The 25255-nt window shown below is 59.0% G+C and carries 27 protein-coding genes and 1 pseudogene; 15 read left to right on the top strand and 13 right to left on the bottom strand.

Translation table 11 applies throughout. The features are described from left to right. Positions 1-4 precede the first annotated feature (4 nt). Positions 5-601 (top strand): glutathione S-transferase family protein, encoded by a 597-nt coding sequence (locus tag JJB09_RS04470; RefSeq protein WP_201653702.1) that lies wholly within the window; start codon positions 5-7, stop codon positions 599-601. A 112-nt stretch (positions 602-713) separates the two neighbouring features. Continuing rightward, positions 714-866, top strand: a pseudogene (locus JJB09_RS04465) (transposase); the annotation flags it as partial. A 23-nt stretch (positions 867-889) separates the two neighbouring features. Here JJB09_RS04465 and JJB09_RS04460 read toward each other — a convergent pair. Next, complete coding sequence (locus JJB09_RS04460; RefSeq protein ID WP_201653699.1) at positions 890-1363, bottom strand: nucleoside deaminase; 474 nt, start codon at positions 1361-1363, stop codon at positions 890-892. A gap of 223 nt (positions 1364-1586) precedes the next feature. Beyond that, positions 1587-2225: an outer membrane protein gene (locus JJB09_RS04455; protein ID WP_201653696.1), complete on the bottom strand. Its 639-nt coding sequence runs from the start codon at positions 2223-2225 to the stop codon at positions 1587-1589. Between the two features lie 360 nt (positions 2226-2585). Here JJB09_RS04455 and JJB09_RS04450 point away from each other — a divergent pair, with 360 nt between their 5' ends. After that, positions 2586-3353: an SDR family oxidoreductase gene (locus JJB09_RS04450; RefSeq protein ID WP_201653693.1), complete on the top strand. Its 768-nt coding sequence runs from the start codon at positions 2586-2588 to the stop codon at positions 3351-3353. Next, a complete protein-coding gene (gene uvrC / locus JJB09_RS04445) occupies positions 3350-5386 on the top strand; it encodes an excinuclease ABC subunit UvrC (RefSeq protein ID WP_201653690.1) in 2037 nt (678 codons plus the stop codon). Before JJB09_RS04450 ends, uvrC begins: the two co-directional genes overlap by 4 nt. 633 nt (positions 5387-6019) lie before the next feature. Here the strand turns inward: uvrC and JJB09_RS04440 are convergent. Continuing rightward, positions 6020-7393, bottom strand: coding sequence for a PleD family two-component system response regulator (locus JJB09_RS04440; protein WP_201653687.1), 1374 nt, complete (start codon positions 7391-7393; stop codon positions 6020-6022). Positions 7394-7403: 10 nt separating this feature from the next. Then, the gene (locus tag JJB09_RS04435) at positions 7404-7775 is read right to left on the bottom strand and encodes a response regulator (protein ID WP_201653684.1); all 372 of its coding nucleotides are present in this window, start codon (positions 7773-7775) and stop codon (positions 7404-7406) included. A gap of 120 nt (positions 7776-7895) precedes the next feature. Between JJB09_RS04435 and JJB09_RS04430 the strand changes: the two genes are divergently transcribed. From JJB09_RS04430 to JJB09_RS04415, 4 genes are all read left to right on the top strand, one after another. Beyond that, entirely contained in the window at positions 7896-8213 is a 318-nt protein-coding gene (locus JJB09_RS04430) for a DUF3572 domain-containing protein (protein ID WP_425523680.1), read from the top strand. Then, on the top strand, positions 8210-8860 hold the full coding sequence (locus tag JJB09_RS04425; RefSeq protein ID WP_201653681.1) for a hypothetical protein: 651 nt from the start codon (positions 8210-8212) through the stop codon (positions 8858-8860). Before JJB09_RS04430 ends, JJB09_RS04425 begins: the two co-directional genes overlap by 4 nt. Positions 8861-8937: 77 nt before the next feature. Beyond that, positions 8938-10233 carry a DNA polymerase IV gene (locus JJB09_RS04420; RefSeq protein ID WP_201653678.1) on the top strand — a complete coding sequence of 432 codons (1296 nt, stop codon included), beginning with the start codon at positions 8938-8940 and terminating at the stop codon, positions 10231-10233. A gap of 147 nt (positions 10234-10380) precedes the next feature. Continuing rightward, the gene (locus tag JJB09_RS04415; protein ID WP_201653674.1) at positions 10381-11619 is read left to right on the top strand and encodes a L,D-transpeptidase family protein; all 1239 of its coding nucleotides are present in this window, start codon (positions 10381-10383) and stop codon (positions 11617-11619) included. Positions 11620-11621: 2 nt separating this feature from the next. Here JJB09_RS04415 and dnaE read toward each other — a convergent pair whose 3' ends face one another. Next, positions 11622-15113 (bottom strand): DNA polymerase III subunit alpha, encoded by a 3492-nt coding sequence (dnaE, locus tag JJB09_RS04410; RefSeq protein WP_201653672.1) that lies wholly within the window; start codon positions 15111-15113, stop codon positions 11622-11624. Between the two features lie 108 nt (positions 15114-15221). Then, positions 15222-15482 (bottom strand): hypothetical protein, encoded by a 261-nt coding sequence (locus JJB09_RS04405; protein WP_201653669.1) that lies wholly within the window; start codon positions 15480-15482, stop codon positions 15222-15224. Here JJB09_RS04405 and JJB09_RS04400 point away from each other — a divergent pair. Continuing rightward, positions 15457-16062 (top strand): hypothetical protein, encoded by a 606-nt coding sequence (locus JJB09_RS04400; protein ID WP_201653666.1) that lies wholly within the window; start codon positions 15457-15459, stop codon positions 16060-16062. The genes JJB09_RS04405 and JJB09_RS04400 overlap by 26 nt on opposite strands. Positions 16063-16066: 4 nt before the next feature. Here the strand turns inward: JJB09_RS04400 and JJB09_RS04395 are convergent, their stop codons facing one another. After that, positions 16067-16732 (bottom strand): hypothetical protein, encoded by a 666-nt coding sequence (locus tag JJB09_RS04395; RefSeq protein WP_201653663.1) that lies wholly within the window; start codon positions 16730-16732, stop codon positions 16067-16069. Between the two features lie 39 nt (positions 16733-16771). Beyond that, a complete protein-coding gene (locus tag JJB09_RS04390) occupies positions 16772-17671 on the bottom strand; it encodes a hypothetical protein (protein WP_201653660.1) in 900 nt (299 codons plus the stop codon). A 251-nt stretch (positions 17672-17922) separates the two neighbouring features. On the opposite strand from JJB09_RS04390, the gene pgsA reads away from it, so the two are divergent. The 3 genes from pgsA to JJB09_RS04375 are packed head-to-tail and all read left to right on the top strand — an operon-like array spanning position 17923 to position 19242. Continuing rightward, positions 17923-18513: a CDP-diacylglycerol--glycerol-3-phosphate 3-phosphatidyltransferase gene (gene pgsA, locus JJB09_RS04385; protein WP_201653657.1), complete on the top strand. Its 591-nt coding sequence runs from the start codon at positions 17923-17925 to the stop codon at positions 18511-18513. Further along, entirely contained in the window at positions 18510-18767 is a 258-nt protein-coding gene (moaD, locus tag JJB09_RS04380; RefSeq protein WP_201653654.1) for a molybdopterin converting factor subunit 1, read from the top strand. Before pgsA ends, moaD begins: the two co-directional genes overlap by 4 nt. Position 18768: 1 nt before the next feature. After that, the gene (locus JJB09_RS04375) at positions 18769-19242 is read left to right on the top strand and encodes a molybdenum cofactor biosynthesis protein MoaE (RefSeq protein ID WP_201653651.1); all 474 of its coding nucleotides are present in this window, start codon (positions 18769-18771) and stop codon (positions 19240-19242) included. On the opposite strand, the gene JJB09_RS04370 is transcribed toward JJB09_RS04375, so the two are convergent. Continuing rightward, positions 19239-20150 (bottom strand): branched-chain amino acid ABC transporter permease, encoded by a 912-nt coding sequence (locus JJB09_RS04370; RefSeq protein ID WP_201653649.1) that lies wholly within the window; start codon positions 20148-20150, stop codon positions 19239-19241. The genes JJB09_RS04375 and JJB09_RS04370 overlap by 4 nt on opposite strands. Positions 20151-20198: 48 nt before the next feature. On the opposite strand from JJB09_RS04370, the gene JJB09_RS04365 reads away from it, so the two are divergent. Continuing rightward, a complete protein-coding gene (locus JJB09_RS04365) occupies positions 20199-20762 on the top strand; it encodes a CGNR zinc finger domain-containing protein (RefSeq protein WP_201653646.1) in 564 nt (187 codons plus the stop codon). Next, the gene (locus JJB09_RS04360; RefSeq protein WP_201653643.1) at positions 20759-21259 is read left to right on the top strand and encodes a hypothetical protein; all 501 of its coding nucleotides are present in this window, start codon (positions 20759-20761) and stop codon (positions 21257-21259) included. Before JJB09_RS04365 ends, JJB09_RS04360 begins: the two co-directional genes overlap by 4 nt. An 81-nt stretch (positions 21260-21340) precedes the next feature. Here JJB09_RS04360 and ndk read toward each other — a convergent pair whose 3' ends face one another. Both ndk and JJB09_RS04350 read right to left on the bottom strand, forming a co-directional pair. Next, positions 21341-21763: a nucleoside-diphosphate kinase gene (ndk, locus tag JJB09_RS04355; protein WP_201653640.1), complete on the bottom strand. Its 423-nt coding sequence runs from the start codon at positions 21761-21763 to the stop codon at positions 21341-21343. A 135-nt stretch (positions 21764-21898) separates the two neighbouring features. Next, positions 21899-22588 (bottom strand): glutathione S-transferase family protein, encoded by a 690-nt coding sequence (locus JJB09_RS04350; protein WP_201653638.1) that lies wholly within the window; start codon positions 22586-22588, stop codon positions 21899-21901. A 153-nt stretch (positions 22589-22741) separates the two neighbouring features. Between JJB09_RS04350 and JJB09_RS04345 the strand changes: the two genes are divergently transcribed. Next, entirely contained in the window at positions 22742-23251 is a 510-nt protein-coding gene (locus JJB09_RS04345) for a DinB family protein (protein ID WP_201653635.1), read from the top strand. 48 nt (positions 23252-23299) lie between these two features. On the opposite strand, the gene JJB09_RS04340 is transcribed toward JJB09_RS04345, so the two are convergent. Continuing rightward, the gene (locus JJB09_RS04340; RefSeq protein ID WP_201653632.1) at positions 23300-24907 is read right to left on the bottom strand and encodes a methyl-accepting chemotaxis protein; all 1608 of its coding nucleotides are present in this window, start codon (positions 24905-24907) and stop codon (positions 23300-23302) included. A 2-nt stretch (positions 24908-24909) separates the two neighbouring features. Further along, on the bottom strand, positions 24910-25236 hold the full coding sequence (locus tag JJB09_RS04335) for a hypothetical protein (protein WP_210341653.1): 327 nt from the start codon (positions 25234-25236) through the stop codon (positions 24910-24912). Positions 25237-25255 lie beyond the last annotated feature (19 nt).

Raw genomic sequence — 25255 nt, 5'->3', positions numbered from 1 at the left:
CAGAATGAAACTCCTCTACTCCTCCACATCGCCCTATTCAGCCAAGGTCCGCATGGCCGCGCACCACCTCGATCTCGGGGTCGCCAGCGAAGCGGTCAAGACGGACGATGAACCGGCCGTGCTGCTCGCCAGCAACCCGCTCGGCAAAATTCCGGTGCTGTTGCGCGAGGATAAGGCGCCGGTGTTCGACAGCGTTGCCATCATGCAGTTCATGAACCGCGAAGCCAAAGGCAAGCTTTACCCCCGCAACCCGGAAAAACGCACGGAAGCGGAGGTGCTGGAAGCCGTCTGCGATGGCATTGTGGATTGCCTGATCGCCATCATTTATGAACGACGATTCCGTCCGGAGGAACGGCTTCACCAGCCCTGGATCGACAAGCAATGGTCCAAGGTGACGCGCGGGCTCGACTACCTCAACGCCAATCTGCCGAAGACATCGAAGAGCCTGCATGGCGGGCATTTCGCGCTGGCCGCGCTGATCGGCTATCTGAACCTGCGCTTTGAGGGGCAGTGGGAAAAAGGCCGGCCAAAACTGAAGAACTGGCCGCAGAAATTCGAGAAATTCTTCCCGGATTACTCCAAGATGCGTCCGCAGGTATAAGCAGCATTCAGGGACTTGGCTCCCAGCCGATCGCCTAGGCTCAGGACCTATTGATTTGATTTGTGATGTGCTTCACGGTGTTGAACAGGACGCCGTGATAGTCCCATGTCCCTACGACAGGGCACTCTATCGCCAGCGTCACAAGGTCGAGAACCTCTTCGCCAAGCTCTAAAACTGGCGGCGCATTGCAACCCGATACGACCGATGCGCGCATACCTTCTTTTCGGCGATCTGCATCGCCGCAACCGTCATCTTCTGGCTCTAAGCAATGAGTCCTGAGTCGAGGCTCTAAGCCTTGCCTAGATGCTTCGGCCAGAATCCCTGATGTACTTCGGCAGCTTCGTCTTCGAGGTTCGTCGGGCCCACCACAGTGACCATGCGGGCGCCGGTTTGCAACACCGCCCGGCTCGGCACGTTCAACCCGATCCCAGCAATCTCGCCAAGCCGCGCTTCGGAGCACGCAAACACCATACGCCCGATGCCCGACCAGTAAATCGCCCCAGAGCACATCGCGCACGGCTCCGTGCTGGTATAGAGCGTGCAGTCAGCGAGAAAAGTAGTGTCGTAGTGTTGCGCCGCCAGTTTAACCAGGTTCATCTCGGCGTGGTTCGTCATATCGTGGCCGGTGAAGACGCTGTTTTCGGCGCGCAGGATTACTTCGCCGTCCTTCACCAGCACCGAGCCAAACGGTTCGTCGCCGCGTTCCATCGCGGATTTAGAGAGCGCAATCGCCTCGCGTAAAAGCGGCTCGTGGTTTTCCATCAGAGTCTCCCCAAAAAGCTAAAGCAGGATGATCTTGTCTTGATTCAGAGGGATTTCCAAGGGCTGCAAATCAGATTCAAGTCGGCGATCTGTATCGCCGCACCGTCATCTTCTGGCTCTAATCAATGAGTCCTGAGTCTAAGGCTCAACGAAAAAGCCCCGCTGTCGCCAGCGGGGCAAAAATGGAGGTCAATGTCAGCCGGTATGCCGGCCGTTTTCTGACTTAGAAACGGACGCCGAGACCGATGTTGATCTGGTGTTCCTTCAGGCTGCGATCCTTCGCGCCGCTGTCGAGCTTGAAGGTCTGGTCCTGATAGTTGGTGAAGCGGTATTCGGTACGAGCCGTGATCGTGTCGGTGATCTTGGTTTCGACGCCGGCGCCAACGGTCAGACCGATCAGGGTGTTGCTGTCGGACGACGTCGCATCGCTGGCCTTGAGGCTGGTGGCAGCAAGACCGGCAGTGCCGTAAACCAGAGCCGGCTCGAGGTCGTAGCCGACGCGGCCGCGAACAGAACCGTTGAGGCGCTGCTTGGTTTCGACGCCAGCGGACGTGGAGTCGATGCCGGAGTAGTTGAGGTCGGCTTCACCGCCGTACACCAACTGGCCGTCCTGCATGTTGTAGCCGCCGTAGAGACCACCGCCGAGACCGATCGCATTGTATGCGCCGCCTTCCTTGACCTTGCCGCGCTGGTAGGTGCCCTTGGCGCCGACATAACCGCCTTCCCAGCCCGACACAGAGCCCATGGTGTCCTGAGCTTCAGGCGCCAACGGCACTTCATCGATAGCGTCGGCTGCATGAGCGATGGACACCGCACCCAGAACGAGCACGGAAGCAGCGAGGGACTTGATCAGATTACGCATTCTATTCTCCTTGATGTGCCAACGCTGAGCAGGCATGAACCATGCATCGACGCCAGTTATGAATTCCAATCCCGGGTCGGATTGTTAGAATTGATGAGCACTTATTGGACAATCGACGTTACGAAAGAGTAAATGAAACAAGGCAATGTTGTGTCATTTTCTAATGAATCCTTAGTCCCGACAGACTTATTAATGAACAAGACATTTTACAATTTATTATCCATAATTATTTACTTAAACTATTTTCAAATATACCTATGTATACCATGGTAAACAAATTATTTAACCGGGGATTTGTCGTCTGCGCATAGCCGATATATCTTTTAACCCCTGACAAGAAATGATTCTGAAAGACTGAATTTGACATCCAGAAATATCAGAACTGCCCTGGTAACCGGCGGCGCGGCGAGAATAGGCGCAGCAATTGTCCGCGACCTTGCGCGCCACGACTTTGCTGTTGCAATCCATACCAACAATTCTGCCACACAGGCGCAGGAACTGGCCGCGGAAATCGTCTCGGCCGGAGGGCGAGTCACCGTTGTTCAGGGCGATCTTTCCGACCCGGTTGCCTGCAAGAAAGTCGTCGAGGAAGCCGCTGCCGGCCTCGGGCCGCTCGGCCTTCTCGTCAACAATGCCTCCATCTTTCGCGACGACTCCATCGAGGCGCTCGATACCGGGATCCTCGACCAGCATTTCGCCATTCATGTCAGGGCTCCCTCGATTCTCACCGGCGATTTCGCCCGGCAATTGCCGGCCAACAGGCGGGGGCTGGTCGTAAACATCATCGACCAGCGCATCTGGGCGCTGAACCCTCGCTTCTATTCCTACACCCTCTCCAAGTCCGCACTCTGGACCGCTACGCAGACGCTCGCCCAGGCGCTCGCGCCGCGCATCCGCGTCAATGCGATCGGCCCCGGCCCGACCCTGCAAAGCGCATCACAAACGGAGGAAGACTTTCAAGCACAGGTCAACGGACTTATATTGAAGGCTGGTCCCCGGCTGGAAGAATTCGGACAGACGATCCGCTTTCTCTATGATACGCCATCGATCACCGGCCAGATGATCGCGCTCGACGGCGGCCAGCACCTGGCCTGGCAGACGCCGGATATTGCGGAGATAAATGAATGACACCCCGCGCGCCACAAGATGGCGGCATACTCTACGACGACAACTTCATCGACGAGGACGACGACGACAACACCGAGTCGGAAACCATCCCGGCGCCGGTGAAAGACGCGACGATTGCCTGGCGCGAAACCCCGCTGCCCGAGACCGGCTTGACCGGAATGGATTTGATTGCCGAATTCGTCAAGCAACTGCCGAATAGCCCCGGCGTCTATCGCATGCTGAATGCAGAGGCGGAGGTTCTCTATGTCGGCAAGGCGCGCTCGCTGAAAAAGCGGGTCGGCAATTATGCTGCCGGCCGGGTGCACTCCAACCGGATCGGCCGGATGGTGCATGAAACGGCGAACATGGAGTTCGTCATCACCCGTACAGAGACCGAAGCGCTGCTGCTCGAAGCCAATCTGATCAAACGGCTCAGGCCCCGCTTCAACGTTTTGTTGCGAGACGACAAATCCTTTCCCTATATCCTCTTGTCGGGAAACCACCGTGCGCCGGCGATCATGAAGCATCGCGGCGCGCGCGTCCGCAAGGGCGACTATTTCGGCCCGTTCGCCTCGGCGACGGCGGTGGGCCGAACGATCAACTCGCTGCAGCGCGCCTTTCTTCTGAGGACGTGCACGGATTCAGTGTTTGAATCGCGCACCCGCCCCTGCCTGCTCTATCAGATCAAGCGTTGCTCGGGGCCGTGCACCCATGAAATCAGTGATGCCGACTACGACGAACTGGTTTTCGAGGCCCGGGACTTTCTCTCCGGCAAAAGCCAGAATGTGAAATCGACGATCGCAAAGGCGATGAACCATGCCTCTGAAGATCTCGACTTCGAGCGTGCCGCCGTTTATCGCGACCGGCTGGCGGCCCTTTCGCATGTGCAGAGCCATCAGGGCATCAACCTGGCTTCCATCGAGGAGGCGGATGTGTTCGCCATCCATCATGATGGCGGCCTGTCGTGCATTCAGGTGTTTTTCTATCGCACCGGCCAGAACTGGGGCAACCGCGCCTATTTCCCGAAAGCGGACCCCTCGCTCTCCGCTTCCGAAGTGCTCGACGCGTTCCTTGCGCAGTTTTATGATGACAAGCCCTGCCCTCGGCAGATTCTCCTTTCCGAGCAGATCGAGGAAATGGAACTGCTATCCGACGCGCTGACGGAACGTGCCGGCTTTCGTGTCCATATCAATGTGCCGCAGCGGGGCGAAAAGCGCGAAGTGGTCGAACATGCGCTTAACAATGCCCGCGAGGCGCATGGTCGCAAGTTGGCCGACACGTCATCGCAGACGCGCCTGCTGGCGGGTTTCGCCGAGACTTTCGGATTGCCACATCCTCCCCGTCGTATCGAGATTTACGACAACTCCCATATCATGGGCACCAATGCAGTCGGCGGCATGGTGGTGGCCGGGCCGGAAGGGTTTGCCAAGAGCCAGTACCGCAAGTTCAACATCAAGAATGAAGAACTTACCCCCGGAGACGATTTCGGGATGATGCGGGAGGTAATGACCCGCCGTTTTTCGCGACTCATCAAGGAGGCTGGAAAGCCCGATCGCAGCCAGCCGCCCATCGACGACGAAACCATCCCCATCTGGCCCGACGTTATCCTGATTGACGGTGGCCAGGGGCAGATGACAGCCGTTCGCGCCATTCTCGAAGAGCTTGAGATTACTGACTGCGTGGTTGCCATCGGCGTCGCCAAGGGGGCCGACCGTGAGGCCGGCCGAGAACGTTTCTTCCAGGCCGGTAAGCAATCCTTCACGCTGCCGCCGCGCGATCCTGTGCTCTACTTCATCCAGCGCATGCGTGACGAAGCGCACCGCTTCGCGATCGGCACCCATCGCGCCCGCCGCAAGAAAGAACTGGTCAAGAATCCGCTCGATGAAGTTTCCGGCATCGGCCCGACGCGCAAACGCGCGCTGCTCCAGCATTTCGGCACCGCCAAGGCCGTCTCCCGCGCCGGCATCCCCGATCTGCTATCGGTTCCGGGTATATCCGAAACTGTCGCCCGGCAGATCTACGCGCACTTCCACGATACCGTACCCGACAAATAAAAACGCCACCATTCTCTCGAACGATGGCGTCTTATTGGGGGTCGGTCAGAAAGTAACGGCAGAACGAGGACTCCGCGTATATTACACTCTGACCGACCGGCCCCACGATACAGGGGATGCGGCGGACCTGAACATCATGGGGTAGACAAGCTTGTTGAAACAAATCTGCCTCGTGTTTCTTTCATGAGGAAACATGACGTGATTTCGCGAGGAAATCAACGAGCTATTCATCTACTACTCTTGGCTACCCACAACCTATCGGCTAGTTTTACCGGCAGGCGGCGCTTTTTAAGGCGAATATCGTGTTGTTTTCCATGGAATTCGCATAAACGCGATGCACGGGCCAGCGTTAGACTTCGTCCGCGCCATTGAAACGGGACACGACCTCGGATCACACCAGAATTTCATTCTATATATTTGTATTTGTTAGATTTATTTCTTCAGGACGTATGAGAGGCGTTTTTGCTTCGCGTGGCGAAGGGCAAGCACGCAAGAGTTGCTTTATTGCTCGCGGCACGGTTCCAGACACGCATGCCAAAAAGTGTGATGGAAAAGTCGCGCTGAAGAACGGTTTTTCAACAAAACTGTGGATAACCTATGCCCGCGAGCCAATTCATAAGCAAAAACAAATACTCATGCGGCCGCGGCAACGACTCTATTTCGCCCGCCGTGCTTGGCTTCGTAAAGTGCGCGATCGGCCTGCTTCAACAATTGATCCGCGGACTGTGCGCCCCAGACCGTCGACGAAATGCCGACCGACGCCGTGATGTTCAGCGAAATGCCCGCAGACCGGAGCTCAAACGGCTCGGCTTCAATAATCGAACGCAGCCGCTCCGCAACGGATGCCGCCGTATCCAGCCCGGTATCCGGCATAACGACGACGAACTCCTCGCCCCCGTAGCGGCAAGCAAGATCGGCCCCGCGTACGGTCGAACGGATACGCGCCGCGAACTCCCGTAGCACTTCGTCGCCCGCATCGTGTCCATGCGTATCGTTAACCAGCTTGAAACGGTCGATATCGGTAATGCACAGCGAAAGCGGCCTGTCGCGCGCGGCGGCACGGTCAAACAACAGCTTGAGGTGCTTGTCGAGGTAGCGACGGTTGTTCAGGCCGGTCAGCCCATCCGTCACCGCCAGCTCGATCGTCTGTTTGACGCTTTCGCGAAGCTGGTCGTTATAGTGCTTGCGGCGGATCTGCGTCAGGCTGCGGACGATGAGTTCGTTGGTCTCGACAGGACGCAAGATGTAATCGTTGATGCCGATCTCGAGAGCGCGGGCAGCCATCTGCTCGCTTCCCTGATCGACAACCAGCAGGATCGGGATGAAGCGCGAGCGTTCCAGCGAGCGCAATTGCGAGCAGAGTCGCAACGGATCGTAGTCGTCGAAATTGGAGTTGACGATGGCGAGGTCGAACGCCCCCTCGGCGGCTTCGAACAGCGCCGCCTGCGGGTCGCTCTGGACCGTCACCTCGGCGATCGGCTTTAGCGCACGGGCAATCCTCTCCTGGGAGTTGGCGCGTCCATCGACAAGCAGAACGCTTGCTGGCTCCTGAAAGCGAGCGGCGGCGGCCGCGGCCGGATCATCCATGCCGATGTTGCGTGCGGTTTCCGCCCTGAGGCGCAGTTCGTCGCTGAGCATCTTCAGCCGCACCAGGCTTTTGACCCGGGCCATCAGCTGGATGTCGTTGACCGGCTTGGTCAGGAAATCGTCGGCTCCGGCCTTCAGCCCGCGAATGCGATCCTCCTGCTGATCCAGCGCAGTCACCATCACAACCGGGATATGGGAGGTTTTCGGATTGGCCTTCAGGCGCTCGCAAACCTCGAAACCATCGATACCGGGCATCATGATGTCGAGCAGGATGACGTCCACCTGCACCTTGTTGCAGATTTCCAGGCACTGATGGCCGTTTTCGGCGGTCAGCACCTCGAAATACTCGGCTAGCAACCGTGCCTCAAGCAATTTCACATTTGCGGGTATGTCGTCGACAACCAGGATACGCGCAGTCATGAAGGCTCCCTCAGGCGTCGCCGAGATAGGTCTTGATGGTTTCCAGGAACTTGGGAACGGAGATTGGTTTGGAGACATAGGCTTCGCAACCGCCCTGGCGGATACGTTCCTCATCGCCCTTCATTGCAAAGGCCGTGACGGCAATTACTGGAATGACATGCAGTTCGTCATCTTCCTTCAGCCACTTCGTCACTTCGAGACCCGAAACTTCCGGAAGCTGGATATCCATGAGGATGAGGTCGGGCCGGTGCTTGCGCGCAAGCTCCAATGCCTCCATACCATTGCGGGTCTGGATGGTCTTGTAGCCGGACGCTTCGATCAGGTCGCGGAAGAGCTTCATGTTCAGCTCATTGTCTTCGACTATCATTACCTGCTTTGGCATGGCGCCACACTCGAACCCCGTTTTTGCATGCCGGACCAATAGGTCCTATATAGTGACGACACGCAGATTCTTATCGTTCCGTAGGCTAACCTACGGGTATTAGGTTTAAAAAGACGTAATATGACCCCGACAAAACCGGGCACCGTAAAAGTGCCAACTCCCATGCAGGGCGAAGCCGACGCACTTGCCATCGTCATCCTTACCTGGCTTGGCAGCCAACCCGACCTGATGGGCCGTTTCCTTGCCCTCACCGGCATCGATGTATCCGCCCTCAGACAGGCGGCACAGGAGCCCGGCTTCGGCGGCGGGCTGACAGGTTTTCTGATGAACCACGAACCGACGCTGATGTCCTTCTGTGCGGACAACGACGTAACGGTGGAGTTCGTTCAATCCTGTCATCGGCTGTTGACCGGCCCAACTGAAGGGGTCTGGCTATGATCGACGATCTCGTACACGAACTTCGCGCCTCGACGCGGCCACTGGTCATCTGCGACATCGACGAGGTGGTGCTTGAATTCCTCGACCCGTTCCAGGATTTTCTCGCATCGATGCAATACCGGTTGCATGCAGATTCCTTTCACCTGAAGGGCAACGTCCGCAGCGTCGTCGATGGCTCGGCTGCCTCGCATGAAGCGATCCACGAATTCGAAGAAACGTTCTTCGCGACCCAGGACCGCTGGCAGCGCCCTGCCCGCAACGCAAAATCCGTGCTCGATGCGCTGCATGAAATGGCCGACATCGTTTTTCTCACCGCCATGCCTCCGCGTCACCACGCTGTGCGACGTACGCTGCTCGACAACCTCGACATCCGTTTTCCGATGATCTCTACCGACGAAGCTAAGGGACCGATCGCAGCCGGACTGATCGGCGCAGCGGGACGGCCCTCGGTGTTCATCGACGATCTCCATACCAATCTTCATTCCGTGCGCTCCCATGCGCCCGATTGCATGCTGATCAACATGATGGCCAGCGACGTATTCCGGGCCCTCGCGCCGCCTCCTGGTGAAGGAGTCAATCTGGCGCTCGATTGGAACCATGCCGACAATCTCATTCGCGCGCATTTTGCCAGCCTGCGCGCCCTGTGAATAAGGCCCACGGGGACCTTGAACGCATGAACAATAGACCCTAATGTCTCGTTGTTCAACTTTTGTTCCGGTCCCCAATGGCAACGCATCCGACATATCCGGGCTTTTGTCGCGATTGCCTTGCGCCCGCTGCCGCGGGCAGGACGCGCTGCAGCAAATGCGGCAGCCCTAGGCTGCTGCACCATCAGGAGCTTGACCGGCTCACTATTGCCCACATCGACTGCGACGCTTTCTATGCCTCAGTCGAGAAACGCGACAATCCCGACCTTGCCGACAAGCCCGTCATTATTGGTGGCGGCAAGCGCGGCGTGGTCTCGACCGCCTGCTATGTGGCGCGAATCCACGGCGTCAAGAGCGCCATGCCGATGTTCAAGGCGCTGGACCTTTGCCCGAACGCCGTGGTCATCAAGCCCGATATGGAGAAGTATGTCCGGGTCGGCCGCCAGATCCGTTCGATGATGCACGACCTGACGCCACTGGTGCAGCCACTTTCCATCGACGAAGCATTCCTCGATCTGGCCGGCACCGAGCGCCTGCACCACGCAACACCGGCCCTGACGCTTGCGAGATTTGCGCTGCGTGTCCAACAAGAGGTGGGAATTACCGTCTCCGTCGGCCTGTCCTATTGCAAGTTCCTCGCCAAGGTGGCCTCGGACATGAACAAGCCGCGCGGCTTTTCCGTAATCGGTGAAGCCGAAGCGGTCGAATTCCTGAAACCCAAACCAGTGACGCTAATCTGGGGCGTCGGCAAGGCGTTTGCCTCCACGCTCGAGAGGGACGGGATCGTAACGATCGGCCAGTTGCAGGTGATGGAGGAAGGCGACCTGATGCGCCGCTACGGCATCATGGGCAAGCGGCTCTTCAACCTCGCCCGCGGCATGGACGAACGCAAGGTTCACCTGAACGATGAGGCCAAGAGCGTTTCCGCCGAGACGACCTTTTTCGAGGACTACAGCCGCCCGGAAGACCTGATTTCACCGCTCAGGGCGCTTTCCGAGCAGGTGTCGCACCGGCTGAAGAAAGCGGCGATCGCCGGCCACACGGTGGTGCTGAAACTGAAAACCGCCGACTTCAAATCACGCACGCGCAACCGCAGGCTGGACGCCCCTTCGCAGCTTGCAGACCGGATTTTCCGCGAAGGGCTTTCGCTGCTGGAGAAGGAAATCGATGGCACGCGGTACCGTTTGATCGGCATTGGCGTGACCGATCTTTCCGACGCCGGACAGGCCGACCCGCCGAGTCTGATCGACGAGGGCGCCGGCAAGCGCGCCGCCGCAGAAGCGGCCATGGATGCGCTGCGCAACAAATTCGGCACCAAGAGCATTGAGACCGGCTATACGTTCGGCAAGGGCAAGCGCGGCCACGCACCCTGAGGCCATTTTTTGGGATTGCAACATTCATCCTTTGTTAACCGCGTTGCAAGGGCATTGGATGTTCATGTGGATAGGCGCCTTCGCGCAAATTTTCATTAAATATTGAATCCTAATGTTGGGCGCCGAGAGTATTGCGTAGGAGTCCACATGTTCACCCGGGTTTCGCTGGGCATCGCGTTTGCCACGTCGATGCTGTTTGCTACAACAGCAATGGCCACGGATGCGCCGCTACAAATCTTTGTTTCCAAGGACACGCAAAGCCTTGTGGTCTATGATGGCGAGCAGGTGGTTGCCACCAGCAATGTCTCGACCGGCAAGGCCGGGCACACCACGCCATCGGGAATCTTTTCCATCCTCGAAAAGAAGAAGACCCATTTTTCGAATCTCTACGACGACGCGCCCATGCCGTTCATGCAGCGCATCACCTGGTCGGGAATCGCGCTGCACGAATCGGGCAGCGTTCCCAGCTATCCGGCCTCCCACGGCTGCATTCGGATGCCGCGCAAATTCGCCAAGACGCTCTATCAAATGACAAAGCGCGGTTTTCACGTGGTGGTCTCTGATCGGAAAATCGCTCCCCATACCATAACCACCGCCGAGCTGTTCAAGCCGCGCTTTCCCCACCCCTCCCCACAGCTGTTGAGCGACGCCGCGTTGCGGCCAGCCATGCCTAGCGATGGTGCCCGGATCGAAGTCGCCATGGCCGAAACACTGCCGAAGGCAGGCGCCACGGCCGTCGCCACGCTGCCGCAGAAGATCGCGCCGGTGCGCGTGCTGATCACCCGCGCTTCCGACACCGATCGTGCCGCAACCATCCAGGCGATGCTCAACCGGCTTGGCTACGATGCCGGTCCGGTGGACGGTCTGCACGGGATAAAATTGCGCGCCGCTATCAAGGCCTATCAGGACCTGCACGGCCAGAAGCCATCAGGCGAGATGACACAGCAGTTCGTTGCCTCGATCTATAAGGTCATGAACCGCAAGGTGCCGACCGGTTGGCTGTATGTCAGGCAGAACTTCAAACCGATCTTCGATGGCCCGGTGGAGATCGCCGATCCGGAGATCGCGCTCGGCACGCATTTCTTCACGGCATCCGATGTCAACGCCGCCCAGAATCATGTTCGCTGGCATGGCGTGACGCTGGACAACCATATTCCGGACAAAACCGCCCGCCGACTGGGGATTACTCGGCCAGCCGAAAGCCTGGCGTCCGATGCTGCTGAACGGGCCTTCCTGCGTATCGGCATTCCCGACGATATGCGCGAACGCGTCGAGACGATGCTGGGTGACGGCTCTTCGATCACCATCACGGACAACGGCACCCAGCACGAAACCGGCTTGGGCACCGACTTCATCACCATTACCCGAAAGGCGCCGAGGGGCTGATATCAGACCAGTTCGACATCCACCACGCCGGGGCTTGCACGCATGGCAGCCGCAATCTCCGGCGAGATACGGTAACGCTCGGGCAAAGCGACCTCGATTTCACGCTTGCCGTCATCCTTGATGACGATGAAGGATACCTGCCCCTCTCCTTTGACCGCGAGATGGCTGCCCAGCACCTTGAGCGGAGCGGCATCGCGCAGGAAGATCCGCATCGCCTTCTGCATCTGGACCGACTTCTCTTCCAGTGACTGCACGCTCTGGATCCGTAGACTTATACCCTCCGGCCGTTCTTCCGCCTCGACCATGATGACGAAGGATTTGCCGGTTTCCAGAATGTCCCGATATTGGGCAAGCGTCTCGGAAAACATGATAGCCTCGAACTGGCCCGACGAATCCGAAAACGTCACGATGCCCATCTTGTTGCCGGTGCGCGTCTTGCGCTCCTGCTTGCTGGTGACGGTTCCTGCAAGCCGTCCCGGAGCCTTGCCTTGTTTGACCGCGTTGGAGAAGTTGGCGAAGGTCTGCACCCGCAGTTTCGCCAGTGTATGGCTGTAGGTGTCCAGCGGGTGGGCGGTGAGGTAGAAGCCGAGGACCTGGAATTCCTTGAGAAGCTTCTCCGATGCGAGCCAAGGCGATACCGGCTGGAACAAGATTTTTTCCGGACCGGAAGAAGAACTGCCGAACATGTCGCTCTGGCCGCTCGCCTTGTCGGACACGGCGCGTTGCGAATAAGCAAGCAGCCGATCGAGGCCGTTGACCAGCAGGGCACGGTCGACACCGAAGCAATCGAAGGCACCGGCCGAAATCAGACTTTCCCAGACGCGCCGGTTGATCATCTTGGGATCGGTGCGCAGGCAGAAGTCCTCGATGCTGGCGAAGGGTGTGTCGCCGCGCGCCGCTGCGATGTGGTCCACGGCCGCCTCGCCCACGCCCTTGATCGCGGCGAGCGAAAAGTAGATGCAATTGTCGCCCGTCTCGAAGCGGCGGAAAGATGTCTGCACCGATGGCGGCACCACCTTGATGCCGAGCCGCACCGCATCCTGACGGAAGTCGTTGACCTTTTCGGTGTTGGCCATGTCGAGCGTCATCGATGCGGCAAGGAACTCGACGGGATGGTGCGCCTTGAAATAGGCCGTCTGGTAGGAAACCACGGCATAAGCCGCCGCATGCGACTTGTTGAAGCCGTAGTTGGCGAACTTCGCCAGCAAATCGAAGATCAGGTTGGACTGGGCCTTGGACACACCGTTTGCAATTGCGCCCTCGACGAAACGCGCCCGCTGTTGGTCCATTTCCTCCTTGATCTTCTTACCCATGGCGCGGCGCAGCAGGTCGGCTTCGCCGAGCGAATAGCCGGAGAGCACCTGAGCGATCTGCATGACCTGCTCCTGGTAGACGATAACGCCCTGGGTTTCCTTGAGCAGGTAGTCGATCTTCGGATGGACGGACTCGATTTCCTCGTCGCCATGCTTGCGGGCATTGTAGACAGGAATATTCTCCATCGGACCCGGACGATAAAGGGCGACGAGGGCGATGATATCCTCGATGCAGTCCGGCCGCATGCCGAGCAGCGCCTTGCGCATGCCGGCACTTTCCACCTGGAACACGCCGACAGTTTCGCCTCGCGCCAGCATCTCGTAGGTGAGCGCGTCGTCCAACGGCAATGCCGAAAGATCGACCTCGATCCCGCGCTTCCTGGTGAATTCCACAGCGGTCTTGAGTACGGTCAGGGTCTTGAGGCCGAGGAAGTCGAACTTCACCAGCCCCGCCTGCTCGACCCATTTCATGTTGAACTGTGTAACAGGCATGTCCGAGCGCGGATCCCGGTAGAGCGGCACCAGCTTGGCGAGTGGCCGGTCGCCGATGACGATACCGGCGGCGTGGGTGGACGCATGCCGGTACAGACCCTCGATCTTCTGGGCGATATCGAGCAGGCGGGCGACCACCGGCTCCTTCTCGGCCTCCTCTTTCAGCCGCGGCTCCTCCTCGATGGCCTTGGAGAGCGGGGTCGGATTGGCGGGATTGTTAGGCACCAGCTTGCAGATGCGGTCGACCTGGCCATAGGGCATTTCCAGCACGCGGCCGACGTCACGGAGTGCGGCACGCGCCTGCAGCGATCCGAAGGTGATGATCTGCGCAACCTGTTCGCGGCCGTATTTCTCCTGGACGTAGCGGATCACCTCTTCGCGGCGATCCTGGCAGAAGTCGATATCGAAGTCCGGCATCGACACGCGTTCTGGGTTGAGGAAGCGCTCGAACAGCAGCGAAAAGCGCAGCGGATCGATGTCGGTGATCGTCAAGACATAGGCGACGAGCGAGCCCGCGCCCGAGCCGCGGCCCGGACCGACGGGAATATCGTGCAGCTTGGCCCATTTGATGAAGTCGGCAACGATCAGGAAGTATCCGGGGAACTTCATCCGTTCGATGATCCCGAGTTCGAATTCCAGCCGCTCCCGGTAGTCCGTTTCGGTGTAACCATCCGCCAGGCCGATTGCCTTCAGGCGAAGGTCCAGGCCTTCCCAGGCCTGCCGCGCAAGTTCGTCGGCTTCGGCCTTCTCGGCAGCCTCACCATCGGCGGCACCACCCGTGAACCGCGGCAGAATCGGTGCAACCGTCTTGAGCGTGAATGCGCAGCGCCGGGCAATTTCGACCGTATTTTCTATCGCCTCGGGCAGGTCCGCGAACAGGGCCGCCATCTCGGCGCGGCTCTTGAAATAGTGGTCTGGCGTCAGCCGGAAGCGGTTCTCGTCGGAGACCAGCGAATTCTGCGCCACCGCCATCAGTGCATCGTGCGCCTCGAAATCGCCGGCTGTCGGAAAGAACGGCTCGTTGGTCGCCACAATAGGCAGTTCCATGCCGTAGGCCAGTTCGACAATCTTGGCCTCGTGGCTGCGGTCGTAGGCGCCATGGCGCTGCAACTCGATATAGAGCCGATCATCGAACAGCCGATGCAACGTCGCCAGCCGGCGCTCCGCGAGATGTGCATTGCCGTCGCGCAAAGCCATGTCTATCGGACCGGACGCTGCGCCAGTGAGCGCAATCAGTCCCGGCATGGCCTCGCCGAACCAGGAAATCTTCGCGTGGATGGTACCCGGGCCATCGCCTTCCATGTAGGCCCGGCTGACAATTCCGGACATCAACTGGTATCCCTCGGCGGTGGCTGCGAGCAGCACGATCGACGGCAGCTTCTTCAGTTGCGTCTGACGCCCGCCGCGCTCCTCGACCGCGTCCTCCTCGAAATCGATGGCCATTTGGCAACCGATGATCGGCTGAATGCCTTCACCGGAGGCCGTCTTGGAAAATTCGAGGGCTGCGAACAGATTGTTGGTGTCGGCAAGCCCGAGTGCTGGCTGTTGATCAGCCGCCGCCTTGGCGATGATTTTCTTGATCGGCAGCGCCCCTTCCAGCAGGGAGAACGCCGAATGGAAGCGCAGATGGACAAATTGCGGGCTGTCGCTCAATCCCGAACGCGCATCAATATGTTCGATATTTTCCATGCCGCATCATCCCGGGATTCGTCTCGTTTCCCTTTCATAGCGACGTTGGGTGCGGCGCGTCCAGCTTTCAGGGCCTGGTCGTGCCAGCGCACACACCCTATCCCCACCTTAGAGGGATACCATCAGAACGGCGAAACTCGCCACGAACATGACGACTGAAGTGAATGCTGCCATATCACGTAGAAAATCGGTCATTTGCGCCTCCTGTTCTCTAATGTTCTTTTTATGTTCTATTATTGTTCTTGTGTCAACGATATCCACGGATACAAGGTTAAAAAAGTATTGATTGCGGGATGCCGACTTGGCTTTATCGCGCCATTGTGAAGACGGAAGGGAATCGCCCATGTTGAAGCCACCCGGTGCAGCCATTGCCCTAGCCTGCCTGTTGGCGTCACCCGCCGCAGCCGAGCAGATCGACGCAGCAAGCTTTGTCGCGGCCATTACCGGTGATTGGAACAAGGACGGTGCCGAAGATCTGGCACTGCTGAGCCGCGGCCAGGAAGATATGGACCTGCATTTCTTCCTTCAGGACCCCGAGCGGCAGTATCTCAAACCTGCGGGCGTTGCCCGCGGCAAGGTCTGGGGTCGCGCAGGCCCGGATACATTTTTTGGCCAGGAACCCAGCCTGAAAGCCCTGCCGAACGGGTCGATACAAGTGACAACGCGCAACGATACCATCGGGCGCGACCGCTGGAGCCAGACCTTGACGCTGGCGTATCGCAACACCGATTTTGTCGTCGCCGGCTTCACCTACAGCTACTACGACACGCTCGATCTGAACAGCAGCGGCGACTGCGACCTCAATGTCTTGACGGGCAAGGGCATCGCCAGCAAGCCCGACGGCAAGGGTGGACACATCAAGCTTCAAATCGCCGCCGGCGCGGAGTTCATCCCCTTCAAGGACTGGCCGGCAGATGGCGGGATGAAGGTCTGCGGAATCGGCGGGTAATCGCTCAGAAGCTGAACGTCAGCCCGACCTGAACGACCGGGTAAATCTTGAAGGGAGATATCCGGTCACGCGCCCGTTCGATCTCGTTGCGGATCTGGTTTCGGGAAACACCAAATATATAGGCGCGGGAGTTGACTGCGAGATCCGGCGTCCCGGCATAGAGGGCGCCGAGATCGAAGTTCAGCGACACCCGCTCGTCCACCTTCACAGAGTAGCCCGCGCCAATATACGGCTGGATCGCATTCTGCTCCACCCTGTAGGTGGTCAATGGATCGGGGACCTCAATCGTGGCACCGCCCTTGACGCGGGCTCTGAGGTTTTTCATGCGACCTTCGACCTTGTTGGCCGATAGCCGCACTCCGGCGGAAACATGAAAATCCCCGGCGAACGGATAATAGTCCGCAGTCAGCCCTGCGTTCAGCAGCGTCAGGCGCGAATGCAGGTCGGACTTTTTCTGATGGTAGACATAGTCGGCCTGAAAGCCGTTGATGCCGGCGCGCGCGCGCCAGTTATCATCAAAGCGCAGGCCGAGCTCGACGCCCGGCCCCAGCGTGCCGGCGTAAGACGACAGCGTCATACGCTCCAGCAAGGACGTCTCCTGTGCGTGCGCCACCATCGCCGCGGCCGCCAGTGCGCAAGTCAATCCAAGCTCGATCAGTATCCGTCGCATTGTCGCCCCTTGGACGCAACGCGCGCCCAAGAGAGGCTTCTAGAGCAATCTGGTTGCCGGAGCCCTAATGCCGGCAGCAGCCTGAGGAAAATAGTACCCAGTGCCGGTCTGCCTGCAATTGTCGTTTGCCTGCTGCGCCGCCTCGCAGACGATCTGGAGCAGGCGCCCGTTCCAGCGGCAATACTGGCGGAGGTGGTAACCGCTCATCTTGAGGCTGTCCGACCCCTGCTCGCCCTCCCATCCCAGAATGGCGGCTTCTTCTGCAAGCCGAAACAGCCGATAGATCGTGCTGCGGGACATGGCGAAATCACGAGCCCGCTGGGCAATGCTGAACGCCGACACAGCGATCGAATCCTTGCAGCAGTCCGTGGGATCGATGTGGGTGAGCAGATCGTTCATCACCAACCAGCCGCCGCGTATGTCCTGCATCAGCCCGACGTCGATCGGCGGCCGGACATAGGAAGGCGTTCCGACCAGTCTGCCGGCACTGCGAAGATAGATGTGGCGAAGCGTCACATCGTCATCGAGGGTGATCTCCCCGACGGGCGAAATTCCGGCAAGCTGCACACCGACCCACTCGCCGAGGATTTTTTCGGTTTCGCGGGAAAGCGCCACAAGTTTCATGCGCTTGTCGGAGTCGCATTCGCGCCTGACGAGATAGCCATACGCAGCCAACTGACCAAAGAAGGCGAGCGTGGTATTGCGCGAGGCAATGCCGATGTCCTGCGCCCGTTCGCATATCCAATTGGCGGCAACGCCCTCAGCGCTGCCGGCGCATGTATCGGCAATCATGTGCATCAGCATCCATTTCTGGTGGGAATCGACAAATCTCAGAAACCGGCTGTGGCGGCGGTGAAACGCGAGCACGTGGCTGGCCTGTCGCTGGCTTGCGACAAAAAGCGCTTCATGACCTTCGAGCCCTGTGTGTAACGTTCGCATTGTGATGACCCTCTCGAGTTCCGGCGGCGGAATCTCATCCGCCCTCAACCACCACTTTGCGCATCATGGAACGGCGCGATGTTCCCCCGGGAACAACTCAAAAAAGCCGCTGAAAACCGAATAAATTTGGATGCTGCAACGTGCATACCTATTTTTTGCCGGAAGAGCGGCGCAATCAGATGGTCAGACGGCTTGACCTTTGGGTCGCGCGACTATCATCTGATACCATCCTGAGTCCAAGTCACGAAATCATGGCAAAACGCGCATTCAATATTCCCAACATGCTCACCTACGGGCGGATCCTCGCGGTTCCGTTGATCGTACTCTGCTTCTTCGTCGAGGGGCGTCTGCAAAGCTCGGATTTCGCCCGGTGGACCGCGTTCTGGCTTTTTGCGGTTGCCTCGGCCACCGACTTTCTTGACGGCTATCTCGCACGCATATGGAAGCAGACGTCCAATATCGGCAAGATGCTCGATCCGATCGCCGACAAGCTGCTGGTCGCCTCAGTTTTGTTGCTGGTCGCAGCCGATGGCACGATCGCCGGCTGGGCGTTGTGGGCGGCCATCATCATCCTGTGTCGCGAAATACTGGTTTCCGGGCTGAGGGAATATCTCGCGGCACTGAAGGTGTCGGTGCCGGTCACCCAGATCGCCAAGTGGAAGACGACGACGCAGATGGTGGCAATCGGCTTCCTGCTCGCTGGTCCTGCCGGCGAAAAAGTGTTGCCCCATACCACGACCATCGGGCTTGTGCTGCTCTGGATCGCGGCCTTGCTGACCATCTATACCGGCTACGATTACTTCAAAGCCGGGCTCAAGCATGTGGTGGATGAAGAGGAATGAAGCTGGATCTCGTCTATTTCGCCTGGGTGCGGGAGCGGATCGGCAAGTTTGCCGAGACGATCGATGTGCCTGAGAGCGTCATGACGGTCGGCGATCTCTTGAATCATCTCAAAGGTCTGGGCGAAGAATATCAGGAAGCGCTTCAGCATGACCGGGTCATCCGCGTCGCTATCGACCAGGAGCACGCCGAACACGACGAGAAGATTGCCGGCGCTCGAGAAATCGGCATTTTCCCGCCGATGACCGGTGGCTAGAATGTCTGCCGCAATAAAACCGCGGATACTGGTGCAGCGCGAAGATTTCGACGTGGCTGCCGAAATCGCGCTTCTGTCTGAAGGCAGAACCGATACCGGCGCAGTCGTCACGTTCACTGGCCTTTGCCGCGACGAAGCCGGCCGGCTTTCGGCACTCGAGCTCGAACACTATCCCGGCATGGCCGAGGCCGAAATTGCCCGGATCTGCACCGAAGCGGCAGGCCGCTGGCCATTGCTCGGCATAACTGCCATTCACCGCTTTGGACGGATCGCCCCCGGCGAAAACATTGTACTGGTGATCGCCACGTCCACACACCGGCAGGCGGCATTCGACGCGGCGAATTTCGTGATGGATTTTCTCAAGACATCAGCCCCCTTCTGGAAAAAGGAGCATTTCGCTGATGGGACCGAAGGCGGCTGGGTCAGCGCCAAGGACGCAGATGATACGGCGAGACAGAAGTGGGAGAAGGATTAGATCCGCCGCTCCTGCCTGAGTAACACAGCGAGCAGCACCAGCATCGAAAACATCGCGAGATCTCGCCAGATGTATCCGACATAGGCGCCCCAGAAGGTCTCCACTACGCCAAACAGGGCAGCGCCCAGCGCCGATTTTGCCGGCGATGACTGATCGCCGATCGCAGCGATCATCACCACTTTCAGGCCGAACATCAGCCCCGAGCCGAAATCCATCGAGCCATAGTATGCCGTCGCCAGGATGCCCGAAGTGGCGGAGAAGGTCGCCGTCACCAGCGCCGCGCCCACCAGGGTGGCATCAGCATTGACCCCCATCAACTCCGCTGCCCGGCCATCGTCGCAGACGGCACGCCAGTTCCTGCCCATCGCGCTCCTCGTCAGCACCATCGCCGCAATCGCGACGATAGCAGCCATGACAAGGGTGTTGACGACCTGCAGCGCCGTCATCACCACGGGAAAGGCTGGCAGCCCCCAGAAAACGATGCGTTGGTTGAGAAAGGGGGACAGCCAGACCTCTCTCGTGTTCGCAGCCAGGCGCACGGTCTCCATCAGCGTGATCATCACGGCCAGCGAAGCAATAATCACGGCGTTTGGCGAGACCGCGGCGAGCGGACGGGTGACCTTGGCGCCGATCAGCGCGGATGCGAGCAGCGTGTAGGACAGTGCGGCGACGACCCCGACGCCAAGCGCTGCCGGATAGACCAGCCACAGCCGCTCGTAACCGAAGGCAGTGAAGAGGACGAAAATCTGCCCGGCGAAGGCGAAAAGCGCCCCCGGGGTGAAATCGACCCGCTTCGTCAGCCCGAAACTCAGGCAATAGCCGAAAGCAAGCATGGCATAGAGCGCCGCGGATGGCGCGGCGTTGAGGCATTGCTGGAGGAAATAGGCGAGCGAAGCCTCGGTCAGCATGCAAGGAATATAACTGGTGTAACGATTTTTACCAGTTATAATTACGTCATGAGCTTTATCTGGACGCCTCACCGTTTTGCCGGCGGCGCGCTGGCGCTTGACGTCGCCAACAGCGTTATCCTGCGCTTCGATCCCGAACGCCGGATCGACCGCTTTGCTGTGCCTTCCCAATTGCGCGATTTTGCCGACGCAGCCGGCCATCTGTCGGCGGAGCGATCTGCTTTTCCGGCGCTCGCCCCTGTTGCATCTGAGGGTGCGAGCCATTTCCTGAGACTCAGGGAAGCGACTGACGCATTCTTTCGGCATAGGGTTGGCGAAGGTCGCGACGACCCGTCGATGCTGGCCGAATTGCTCGAGACAATCGCCTCGACCATACGTAGGCACGGATATGTCACCTCGCCTTTGCCGGTCGATCTGGCGACGGCCCATTCCGCCCTCAAGCTGGTCAGCCAACCCGAGCCGGACCGCATGAAAGTCTGCCCGAACTGCGGCTGGCTGTTTCTCGACAAAAGCCGGAACCGCAGCCGCAACTGGTGCGACATGGCTGTCTGCGGCAACCGCGCCAAGGCCCGGTTGCACTATAGCAAGAAGCGGAAGGAAGGTGCATCATGAAGCGAATACTGCTGGTTCCGCTCCTGGCCTTGCTGTCGTTTACGGCCTCCTGCCAACGCGACGAGGCCGAGTATGTCAAAGTCAACGGCAAGGTTTTCATCTTCAATGTCAGGCTCGCGCGCGCTTTCTATATGCTGACGCTCAACCGCCTGGAGCCCCTGCCCGACAACGCCGTCGTGCGGGCCGAATTCGAGGATCCGGCAGGCGGACCACCGCTGATCAGCGAGCAGAAAGTCTTTGCGAAGATGACCCGCATCGACCTGCAAAGTCCCGATCTGGCCTGTGTCGTTGCCGACAAGCCCTACGCAATCCACGTGATCGTCAGGGCTACAGACGGAAAAGTGCTGCAGACGCTCGATACCACGCTGACCTCGACGCTTGACCAGACGGTACTTCCGGCCCACGCGCTGGTGCTAGGCGCTGCCTATGACAGGAATCCAGAGGCATTCGGCAAGGATGGCAAGATCCAGTTCCAGCGAGCCTGCAAGAAGGGCTGAAGACAACAAAAAACCGGAGCGTTTCCACTCCGGTTCTTTGTTTCAATTCATGCTCTTGAGGCGCTTGCCTCAAAGCTTGATTCAGCCGACGATTTCGGTGCCGGAGAACCAGTAAGCAATTTCTTCGACTGCAGTTTCCGGAGCATCCGAACCGTGAACCGAATTTTCGCCGATCGACAGCGCATGCGTCTTGCGGATCGTGCCTTCGTCGGCGTTGGCCGGGTTGGTGGCGCCCATGATTTCGCGGTTACGAAGAATGGCGTTCTCGCCTTCGAGGACCTGAACGATGGTCGGGCCGGACGTCATGCCTTCAACCAGCTCGCCGAAGAACGGACGTTCCTTGTGAACGGCATAAAAGCCTTCTGCCTGGCGCTTGCTCATCCAGACGCGCTTGGAAGCGACGACGCGCAGGCCGGCATCTTCAAGCATCTTGGTGATAGCGCCCGTCAGGTTGCGCTTGGTTGCGTCCGGCTTGATCATCGAAAAGGTGCGTTCAATCGCCATTTTCATATCCCTTTAATGTTGAATTCCTCAGGTGGGCGGCTCAATACCCGCCTTCCCGGCCGAACACAAGGGGGACCACCCGCAGCTGGCCGCGAATGGCTGAAATTCACCGAACTGTCATCTGTGTGCAAGGCGCTATGCCGCTTTGGCGGCCCTGCCCTGTCCATCATGGAGATCCAGGCAGCGCTCGAACCAGTCATGGACGGGATCACCTGCCGCCAGAAGTGATTTTGGCGAGGCAACACGCGCCCATTGCAGCGCGCCGAAGACGATGTAGTCGGCAAATAGCGGCCCGTCGCCACCGAGCCAGGGCTGGAACTTGAGCGCATGGCGCAGTGGCTCGAGCTTTGACGAAAAGCCAGCGAGTTCTTCGTCCGCAGCGGCAGCTACGTCCTCCAGCGTCTTGCCGAAGCGCGCCTCCCGGCTAGACCGGAAGTAAGTCTGGTCGGCGGGTGCGAGAAGATCATGAATGTCCATGATCAGGATCTTTGCCAAGGCCGGATGAAGGATGAACTGCGAGTAGCCCTCGATGGCGCGCGACAGGGCCTTGCCGCCCTCACCGCCGAACAGGCTCGGCCGTTCGGGATAGCGCTCCTCCAGATAGAGCGCGATGTCGAAACTCTCGCGTACGAGCTCACCATTGTCGTTGATCACGGGCACTGTCGGTGAGAAGCCGATCTCAACGGACCGGATCGACGTGAACGGCGTCGGCACTTCCTGGAAATCGAGCCGTTTGTGGCTGAGCGCCATGGCGACCTTCCACACATGGGGAGAAAAGCGGCAGTCGGCATCGGCGCCGCAAAGGGAATAGAGCAGTCTGGTCATGTCAGTCTCGTAAGCGGGTTTCGGCACCATAAATGAGCGCAAATGTACTGTTGCCACAATTCAAAAGATGTCATGGAATCCATCAGCAAATGCCGCTTGATCCAGCCCTCGCCATAGGTCTAGCGTCGACAGATTGCCGATGAGGATAATTCGATGAAAAGCACGCTACAGATGTTCGCCGCCTATAATGCCTGGGCCAACCGCGTGATCTACGCCGCCGCCAAAGACCTGACGGCAGAGGAACTCACGCAGAACAAGGGCGCATTCTTCGGATCTCTAATCGGCACGCTCAACCACCTGCTCGCCGCAGATCGTATCTGGTTGAAGCGGATCACGGGCACGGGCGAGGCCCCGGCAGCACTTAACACGATGCTCTATCCAGAGCTAGCTGATCTAACCGGGGCGCGGATCAAGGAAGACGAGCGGATCATCGCGCTGATCGATAGCCTGGATGACGCGGTCTTTGAGGGTAATTTCACATACACACCGATCACCACGCCCGAGCCGGTTACCCAGCGCCTCGCCTCGGCGCTGTTTCACATCTTCAACCACCAGACCCATCACCGTGGTCAGTGCCATATGATCCTGACCGCGTTGGGCAAACCATCCGTCACTCTGGACATGGTCTATTTCCAGCGCACGGCGGGAAAGCGGTGGATATAGCAAGGCCGCCCGTAGGCGGCCTCGGCAGATCTTCGGGCTCTGCGTCGATCAGGCGGCGCGGCGCCGTTCCGGCATGTGGCCATGGCCACCGGCCGCTTCATTCAGCGTGAACTTGGCAAGCAGGTTTTCCAGCGCCGCGGCTTCCTGAGCCAGCGAATGCACGGCTGCTGTCGATTCCTGCACCATGGTGGCGTTGTGCTGGGTGTTCTGGTCGATCTGGTCGATCGTGCCATTGATATCGCGAATGCCCCCGGACTGATCCCGCGCGGCATGCACTATCAACTGAACCTGGCTCGAAATCTGATGGACTTCCGTTTCGATTGCTTTCAAAGCCTGCCCCGTCTGGCCAACGAGGTCGACACCGCGCTGGACCTGGTCATGCGAGGCGTTGATCAGCGTCTTGATTTCCTTGGCGGCCGTGGCCGAGCGCTGCGCAAGTTCACGCACTTCTTGTGCAACGACAGCAAAGCCCTTGCCGGCATCACCCGCGCGCGCCGCCTCCACGCCCGCATTGAGCGCGAGCAAATTGGTCTGGAAGGCAATCTCGTCGATGACGCCGATGATCTGGCTGATCTGCCGCGAAGAGTCTTCAATCCGGCTCATGGCCTCGACAGCGGTAGCGACGATCGTGGCTGAACGCTCCGCCCCGTTCTTGGTGCTGCCTACCAGCCGATCGACCTCCACGGCAAGTTTCGCCGTGTCCTCTACAGTTCCGGAAATCTGCGAAAGCGCACTTGCGGTCTCCTCGACGGACACGGCCTGCCGTTCGGTGCGGCTGGCCAGTTCCTGATTGGAGCCACTGATCGCGGCGGCATCATGCCGGACGCTGCGTGCAGCATGGCCGACTTCGTTGAGCGCCTGCTCAAGCTTTTCCAACGATGCGTTGAAGGTGAGCCGGAGGCCGTCCATACGGCCATGCAGAGGCAGCGCAATGCGATGAGAAAGATTTCCGACGGAAAGCTGCTCCAGCGCACCTGCCAGACTATCGACGGCGAGTTCTATCCGGCGCGCTTCCTCAGCCTTCTCCACCTCACGCGCTGCACGCTCGGCTGCGGCCTTCTCACCAGCCTTCTGGGCCTGCTCGGCATTCACAGCGGCTTGCTTATGGGCAGCAATCGAACTATCGGCTGCGTTTGCGGCCATGTCGAATGAACGGACCACCGCACCGGTCAGAGCGATCAGGACACCCGATTGAAGGATCAGGATCATGGCATGCAGAAGCACCCGGCCGAAATCGGATTGGCCAGGGAAGACGGCCGCCGGAACCGCGACGTATAGTACCAGGTGATGCACGGCCACCAGCGCCGCATAGGCGATGATCGCGCGCCAGTCCACCCAAGCCGCAGTGATCGCAAGCGTCGCGAAGAAGTACATGTGCATATCAATCTGATAGGCCGAGCCGGAGAATGCATAAACCAGCATGCCGACCTGCGCTGCTAGGGCCATCGCGTTGACAACGCGCGTCGTCGGCCCCGCCTTGTCCCGGAGCCAGAACATTGTTGCGGTCGCGGCCAGCAAAGCGCAACCGATAATCGAAGCGACCGTGTTGGTGCCGTGGCCGGTCAGTGCCACAGCACATAGAATGGCGACATTGACCCACAGCAGCCCGGTGGCTCCATAGGATGCCTTGTGCCTGAGATTGTCCAAAGCAGTCATATTCATTTCCTTTCAAGACAACCGGACGCAAACGATTGGTCCAGCACCAGCATTGCACCAGAGGAAAACAGCCGGGCCGCGAAACCGACACGGTCTGAATGGGCTACGGCAAGCCATTCGAGATTTCCGGAAGCCACAAACGTACCGCCGGCACGCCCAATGATATCCATCATCTGCGCTTCATCGGCGTGCGGCGTCCCGACAACGAGAACAAATTCGCCACGCGGCCATGCGAGGACCGCAAGCAAGAACGTAGAAAACATCACGAATGTAATGGCGATAGCTTTAATATTTAGATTTTCACGCGACACGCATTCACACTTGGTCAAGTATCGGTCGGGCAATTCC

Source organism: Phytoamicus setariae (assembly GCF_016722925.1).
Lineage (GTDB): Bacteria > Pseudomonadota > Alphaproteobacteria > Rhizobiales > Rhizobiaceae > Rhizobium_E > Rhizobium_E setariae.
This window is presented reverse-complemented; position numbering and strand designations above follow the sequence as displayed.